The organism is Streptomyces sp. MB09-02B, assembly GCF_033794485.1.
Lineage (GTDB): Bacteria > Actinomycetota > Actinomycetes > Streptomycetales > Streptomycetaceae > Streptomyces.
In genome coordinates, this window is the sequence record NZ_JARGEE010000475.1 from 1 (window position 1) to 6333 (window position 6333).

The 6333-nt window shown below is 71.7% G+C and carries 5 protein-coding genes; 4 read left to right on the forward strand and 1 reads right to left on the reverse strand.

Annotated elements, in window-relative coordinates:
• The first annotated feature begins 250 nt into the window (after positions 1-250).
• From P1P70_RS38275 to P1P70_RS38285, 3 genes are all read left to right on the forward strand, one after another.
• Positions 251-892 carry a PadR family transcriptional regulator gene (locus P1P70_RS38275; protein ID WP_319245996.1) on the forward strand — a complete coding sequence of 214 codons (642 nt, stop codon included), beginning with the start codon at positions 251-253 and terminating at the stop codon, positions 890-892.
• A gap of 110 nt (positions 893-1002) precedes the next feature.
• Positions 1003-2001, forward strand: a complete 999-nt coding sequence (locus tag P1P70_RS38280) for an ATP-binding cassette domain-containing protein (RefSeq protein WP_319245998.1) — start codon at positions 1003-1005, stop codon at positions 1999-2001.
• On the forward strand, positions 1998-2795 hold the full coding sequence (locus P1P70_RS38285; RefSeq protein ID WP_319246000.1) for an ABC transporter permease: 798 nt from the start codon (positions 1998-2000) through the stop codon (positions 2793-2795). Before P1P70_RS38280 ends, P1P70_RS38285 begins: the two co-directional genes overlap by 4 nt.
• A gap of 170 nt (positions 2796-2965) precedes the next feature.
• Here the strand turns inward: P1P70_RS38285 and P1P70_RS38290 are convergent, their stop codons facing one another.
• Entirely contained in the window at positions 2966-4405 is a 1440-nt protein-coding gene (locus tag P1P70_RS38290) for a glutamate decarboxylase (protein ID WP_319246001.1), read from the reverse strand.
• A gap of 227 nt (positions 4406-4632) precedes the next feature.
• On the opposite strand from P1P70_RS38290, the gene P1P70_RS38295 reads away from it, so the two are divergent.
• Positions 4633-6288 (forward strand): helix-turn-helix domain-containing protein, encoded by a 1656-nt coding sequence (locus P1P70_RS38295; RefSeq protein ID WP_319246003.1) that lies wholly within the window; start codon positions 4633-4635, stop codon positions 6286-6288.
• Positions 6289-6333: the final 45 nt, after the last annotated feature.

Genomic DNA, 6333 nt, shown 5'->3' on the forward strand with positions numbered 1-6333 from the left:
GGTGGGGGTGGGGGGGAAGCGCCCCGAGGGCTCACGCGCCTGGGGCGCGGAGCATCGCCGTCTGCACCACGGCCCTTGGCGTGTTCTGTACCGCCTCGACCCCGACGCGCTCACAGTCCACATCGAACACGTCGGCCGCACAGGCGTGTGACCGACACCGGAACCTTGGACCGAGCGGCGTCAGGCGGGCCCGGGGTCTGAGAAGCCGGGTGCGAGCCGGGGTGATCCCGCCTGGTTCTACGCTGGGCCCATGTCAGCGATCCGTCTTCTCGTGCTCGGCGCCGTGCGCCAGCACGGGCGGGCCCACGGCTACCAGGTGCGCAACGACCTGGAGTACTGGGGCGCGCACGAGTGGTCCAACGCCAAGCCCGGCTCGATCTACCACGCCCTGAAGCAGATGGCGAAACAGGGACTGCTGGTCGCGCACGAGATCGCCCCCTCCACGGCCGGCGGGCCGCCCCGCACGGAGTACACGATCACCGAGGCCGGCACCGAGGAGTTCTTCGGGCTGCTGCGGGAGTCCCTCGCCGCCTACCACCAGAAGCCGGACGTGCTCTCGGCCGGGCTCGGGTTCATGGTCGACCTCGGCCGGGCGGAGGTGCTCGGCCTCCTGGAGGAGCGGGTGAAGGCCATCGGCGCCTGGCGCGAGGGCATCACCGAGTACTACGCGCCCGAGAAGGGCCCGGCCCAGTTCGGGCACATCGGCGAGATCATGAACTTCTGGCTCGACTCCTCCGACAGCGGCGCCGCGTGGACCCGCAGCCTCATCGAGCGCATCCGCGCCGGGGCCTACACCTTCGCGGGGGAGGGCGAGCCGTTCGTCGGCGTCCTCGCGGAGGGCCAGGACAACCCGTACGCGACCGGTGAGCGGCACCCGGGGGACGACCGCTAATCAAGTTTGACCACGAGCCGTCGAGGGTTTACCTTCGTCGGTGTAGTCAAGTTTGACTACTGTGGTGGAGGTGAGCGGTGGAGCGGACAGCGACCGAGAGGAAGGCCCCGATGGCGGACGCGGCGATCACGGTCGAAGGGGTGCGCAAGGTCTACGGCGGCGGGAAGAGCGGCAAGAGCGGGAAGAGCGACACGGGTGGCAAGGTCGCCCTCGACGGACTGGATCTCCGCGTGGTGCGCGGCACCGTGCACGGGATGCTCGGGCCCAACGGCGCGGGCAAGACGACCCTGGTCAGGATCCTGGCCACCCTGCTGCGGCCGGACGCGGGCCGGGTCGAGGTCGCGGGGCACGACGTGGTGGCGCACGCCCGAGAGGTGCGCTTCCGCATCGGCCTGCTCGGCCAGCACGCCGCGCTCGACGAGGAGCTCGGCGGCCGGCAGAACCTGGAGATGTTCGGCCGCCTGTACCACCTGGGCGCCCGCCACGCGCGCGTGCGGGCCGGCGAACTCCTGGAGCGGTTCGGCCTCGGCGACACCGGCCGCAAGGCCGTCAAGCAGTACAGCGGCGGTATGCGGCGCCGCCTCGACCTCGCGGCGTCCCTCATCACCGAACCGGAGGTGCTCTTCCTGGACGAGCCGACGACCGGCCTCGACCCGCGCGGCCGCACCGAGGTCTGGGACTCCGTCCGCTCCCTGGTCGGCGGCGGTACGACGGTCCTGCTCACCACCCAGTACCTGGAGGAGGCCGACCAGCTCGCCGACCGGATCTCCGTGGTCGACGGCGGCCGGGTCGTCGCCGACGGCACGGCGGACGAGCTCAAGCGCCTGACCGGCGGCGACCGCATCGACATCGTCCTGCGCGACGCCGGTCAACTGGGCGCCGCCGCAGCCCTGTTGCCGGTCCCCACGGAGGAGGTCTCGATCGACACCGACCGCCGCCGCCTCAGCGCCCCGGTCACCGACCGCATGACGGCTCTGACCACGGTCGTACGCGCCCTCGCCGACGCCCGCATCGAGGCCGAGGACATCGCCCTGCGCCGCCCGACCCTGGACGAGGTGTTCCTGCACCTCACCGGGGACGGCCGTACGAAGGAGGCCGTACGCGCATGACCACGACGACACCGACGACCACGCACCCGGGTCCGGGCGTGCACGCGCTCACCGACTCCTGGACCATGACCCGCCGCGAACTCGCCCACTGGGCACGGCAACCGGTGCAGATGCTGGTCGGGCTGGTCTTCCCCGTGATGCTGCTGCTGATGTTCGGCTATCTGATCGGCGGCGGCCGTGGGGTGACCGGCGACTACCTCGACTACCTGGTCCCCGGCATGCTCGCGCTCACCATGGCCTTCGGTCTGGAGGGCACGATGCTCGCCGTCACCCAGGACCTCAACAAGGGGGTGATCGACCGCTTCCGTTCGATGCCGATGACCAACGGGGCGGTCCTGGTGGGCCGTTCGGTCGCGGACATGCTCCAGTCGGCGGTGGGCCTGGCCGTCCTCATGGCCGTCGCGTTCGCGCTCGGCTGGCGCGCGCACGGCGGCCCTGCGGCCTTCCTCGGCGCGGTGGGCCTCCTCCTGCTCTTCCGCTTCGCGATGCTGTGGATCGGCATCCACCTCGCGATGCTGGCCGGCCGGCCCGAACTCCTCACCGCCGTACAGATCCTCGTCTGGCCGGTCGGCTTCCTCTCCAACGCCCTCGCCACCCCCGCCTCCATGCCCGGCTGGCTCGGCACGGTCGTCGACTGGAACCCGATGTCCCACACGGCGACGGCCGTACGCCACCTCTTCGGCACCCCGGGCGCCGAGACGGACCACCTCTGGACAGCGATCGCCTGGCCCCTGGCGCTACTGGCGATCTTCTTCCCCTTGGCGGTACGCAGATTCGCCCGCCTGAGCAAGTAGCCGCCCGAGCCGAAAAGGCAGGGGCGCAGCCCCCTGCCTTTTCAGGGGCGCGGGGAACTGCGCGACCAGCCCCCACCGGACGGACGCTTGGGGGTCGAAGGGGCACAGCCCCTTGCCGAGGATGGGACGGGTAGGGGCGGCGGGGCGAAAAAACCTGGCCGCACCCCTGACTAGTGATGGAACCCGGTAGCCGCCCCCTTGTCCCGCACCGCCGGCCCCGACTGCCGCCGAAGCTCCGGCAACAACCGCCCCAGATCCTCCAGGAACAGCCCCGCCAGATCGGACGTGAACCCGTTCCGGCACACCACCCGCAGCACGGACAGATCCTCCCGGTTCTCCGGAAAGGTGTACGCGGGCACCAGCCACCCCCTCTCCCGCATCCGCCGAGCCACGTCGAAGACGTCGTACGAGGAGACCCCCTCCTCCGTCGTGAACGCGAAAACCGGCAACTCGTCCCCCCGCGTCAGCAGCCGGAAGTCCCCGAGCTTCCCGACCTCCTCCGCGAGCCCCGTCGCCACGTCCCGCGTCGACCGCTGCACGGCCCGGTACCCCTCCCGCCCGAGCCGCAGGAACGTGTAGTACTGCGCCACGACCTGCGCCCCCGGCCGGGAGAAGTTCAGCGCGAACGTGGGCATGTCCCCGCCCAGGTAGTTCACCCGGAACACCAGCTCCTCCGGCAGCTCGGCGGCGGACCGCCACAACGCCCAGCCCACGCCCGGGTACACCAGCCCGTACTTGTGCCCGGAGGTGTTGATGGACGACACCCGCGGCAGCCTGAAGTCCCAGACCAACTCCTCGTCGAGGAAGGGCGCGACCATGGCGCCCGACGCGCCGTCGACATGCACGGGCACATCCAGACCCGTACGTTCCTGCAGGTCGTCGAGTGCCGCGCACAGCTCGGCGATCGGCTCGTACGACCCGTCGAAGGTGGAGCCGAGGACGCCCACCACCCCGATCGTGTTCTCGTCGCACAGCGCCGCGGCCGCCGCCGGATCGAGGTGGAACCGGTCGCCCTCCATGGGCACCTGCCGGGCCTCCACCTCCCAGAAGGTGCAGAACTTGTCCCAGCAGACCTGGACGTTGACCCCCATGACCAGGTTGGGCCGGGCATCCGCCGACGGGTACCGGTCGGCGTTCCGTTTCGCCCACCGCCGCTTGAGGGCCATCCCGGCGAGCATGCAGGCCTCGCTGGACCCGGTGGTCGAGCAGCCGACGGCGGCGCTCGGATCCGGCGCGTTCCACAGATCGGCGAGCATCGACACACACCGCCGCTCCAGCTCGGCCGTGCGCGGGTACTCGTCCTTGTCGATCATGTTCTTGTCCCGGCACTCACCCATCAGCACGCCCGCCTCGGGCTCCATCCACGTGGTGACGAAGGTGGCGAGGTTCAGCCGCGAGTTGCCGTCCAGCATGAGTTCGTCGTGGACGAGCTGGTACGCCGTCGAGGGGGCCAGCGGGGCCTCGGGCAGCCGGTGCTTGGGCGGGGCCTCGGCCATACCGCCCACCGGGTTGGCCTGGCCGTAGAAGGGGTTCACGGCGAGCCGGTGCCCGTCGCTCCGGTCGTGCCCGGCGTCCCGCCGGGCGTCGCTGTCCCATCGGTGCAGTGGCATGTCTTCGACGGTAGGTCCCCCGCCGGGGACGCGCACCTCGCACGTGCGCGGAAGGGGCTCGGGTGAGCGTGCGGAAGGAGTGCGGGTGGCCCATGATGATGATCTGCCGGTCGGATCGTCCGTCCATTACGCTGCCGAAAACACACCACATATGACAAGAGCGAACACAGCAGGTGGAGTTGAGCGTCCCGCGGACCCACGTGCGTGACCGGGGAGGGACGGCGGCGTTGCCCACCCTTGACTATCTGATCAACGAGCGGCGGCAGTTGCGGCTGAGGTTCCTCCAGCCCGGCCATGCCTCCCGCCACGGCGCGACCCGGGTCACCGAGGTCGTCGCCGGGCCGCTGACCGAGGCTCCGCGCACGCTCGGCGACCTCTCCGCGGACACCCCGTTCGAGGACGGGACGCTGTTCCTGGTCACCCTGGACACGCCCCGGCCGACCCCGGCCCACGTCCGCACGCTCGACCACCTGATCCGGCACCTGGACCGCCGCAAGGCGGCCGGCCTGGTGATCGGCACCCCCGGCCACGACCTGCGCACCCTCCCGGACGCCACCCTCGCCGCCGCGAACCGCCTGGAACTGCCCCTGCTGGCGACCTCCGCCGAAAGCACCGCCTGGGACGACGTGAATGAGGATCTGCGGCTGCGGCGCGCCCAGTTCGCGGAGCGCCAGGTCCAGCACCTCGACGGCCTCCTCAGCCGGCTGCCGGCCCGCCTCGCCGACCCCACGGCCGTACGGCGCATCGCCGACTGGCTCTCGGTGGCCCTGCACGCCGAGGTCCTCGTCAGCTCGGCCCGGCGCGGCGTCCTCGCGGCGGCGCCCGACAGCGCGCCCGCCGGCCTGGCCCACGCCGTCATCACCGGCGCGCACGGCGCACCTGACACGCACGCCGGCGCCATGCACACCCGCATCGTGTCGATCTCCCAGGGCTCCCAGGGCTCCCAGGGCTCCCAGGGGTCCCAGGGGTCCCAGGGGTTCCAGGGCTCCTCGGGCGGCGAGGACGAGGCCCGGCTGGCCATCGCCTCCCGCGAACCCTTCGACAGTGCGGCCGCGGCCCTGATCCAGCACGCGGCGAAGCTCCTCGGACTGTGCGACCAGGCCCGCCGCGAGCACCAGGCCAGGACCCGGACCCCGGCGGTGCGGCATGCCGCGTTCCAGCTGCTCATGCGTGGAGAAACGGTTCTGGCGCAGGTGGTCTACACGGGCGCCGCACAGGCCCTGCTGGACACCGACGCCGCCCGCGTCTACGTCGTCGACACCGGACCGCAGGAGCGCGAGGCCACCCTCACCTGGTGCGAGCGGGCCCTGGCCGAGCACGCCATCGTGTCCCCGTGCCCGGGCAAGCCGAAGCACATCCTCATCCTCGACCCCGCCCGGGAGGGCGACCGGGTCGAGACGGTCCTCAAGGAGATGATCGCGGCCCGCGAGGGCCACCTGATGGGCCAGAGCCGACCGCACCCGCTCGCCGAGACCGCGGTCGGCTACCTGGAGGCCCTGACGGCGGTGGGCGACGCGGCAGGCACCCCGCACCGCGTCCTGCTGGGCGGCTCCAGGGCCAAGTTCGCGCCCCTCCTGCCCAGACGGGCGGCGAAGGCCTGGGCGGCGGCCCCGATGTCCCCGCTCCTGGACGACTTCCCGGGCCGGGGCGACGAGCGGAAGCTGCTCCTCGAGACCCTGCCGACGGCCCTCAGCTTCAAGCACACCGAAGCCGCGGGCGGCCTCGGCGTCCACCGCAACACGGTCACCCAGCGCCTCAACCGGGCCGGGAAGATCCTCTCCCTCGACCTCCGCGGCTCCGCCAACGACCGCGTCCTGACGCTGCTCGCCCTCGACATCCTCGCCCTGCCGCACCCGGACACGCCCCTGGAGCTGGCCCTTTAACACATCTCCAAACCCCAGAGAAAGCCAAAAAACCGAATACCCGTT

Bases quoted from the DNA above. Each gene is read 5' to 3' on its own strand.
- P1P70_RS38290 (WP_319246001.1), bottom strand. From the start codon at position 4,405: ATGCCACTGCACCGATGGGACAGCGACGCCCGGCGGGACGCCGGGCAC.
- P1P70_RS38285 (WP_319246000.1), top strand. From the start codon at position 1,998: ATGACCACGACGACACCGACGACCACGCACCCGGGTCCGGGCGTGCAC.
- P1P70_RS38280 (WP_319245998.1), top strand. From the start codon at position 1,003: ATGGCGGACGCGGCGATCACGGTCGAAGGGGTGCGCAAGGTCTACGGC.
- P1P70_RS38275 (WP_319245996.1), top strand. From the start codon at position 251: ATGTCAGCGATCCGTCTTCTCGTGCTCGGCGCCGTGCGCCAGCACGGG.